Here is a 256-nt window from a genome sequence, read left to right as displayed (position 1 = left end):
CTACAAGCAGTCGGAGGGCGCAAGCCTGACGGCGTACCTTTTGTATAATGGGTCAACGACTTAGTGTAACTAGCAAGCTTAAGCCGGTAGGTGTAGGCGCAGCGAAAGCGAGTCTGAACAGGGCGTTTGAGTTAGTTGCATTAGACCCGAAACCGAGTGATCTAGCCATGAGCAGGCTGAAGGTTGGGTAACACCAACTGGAGGGCCGAACCCGCATCTGTTGCAATAGATTGGGATGACTTGTGGCTAGGGGTGA

1 rRNA gene is annotated in these 256 nt (G+C 52.7%); it reads left to right on the top strand.

Annotated elements, in window-relative coordinates:
* Positions 1-256, top strand: a 23S ribosomal RNA gene (locus JNB91_RS30550); the annotation flags it as partial.

This window comes from Aliirhizobium wenxiniae, from assembly GCF_019511445.1.
GTDB lineage: Bacteria > Pseudomonadota > Alphaproteobacteria > Rhizobiales > Rhizobiaceae > Neorhizobium > Neorhizobium wenxiniae_A.
This window is presented reverse-complemented; position numbering and strand designations above follow the sequence as displayed.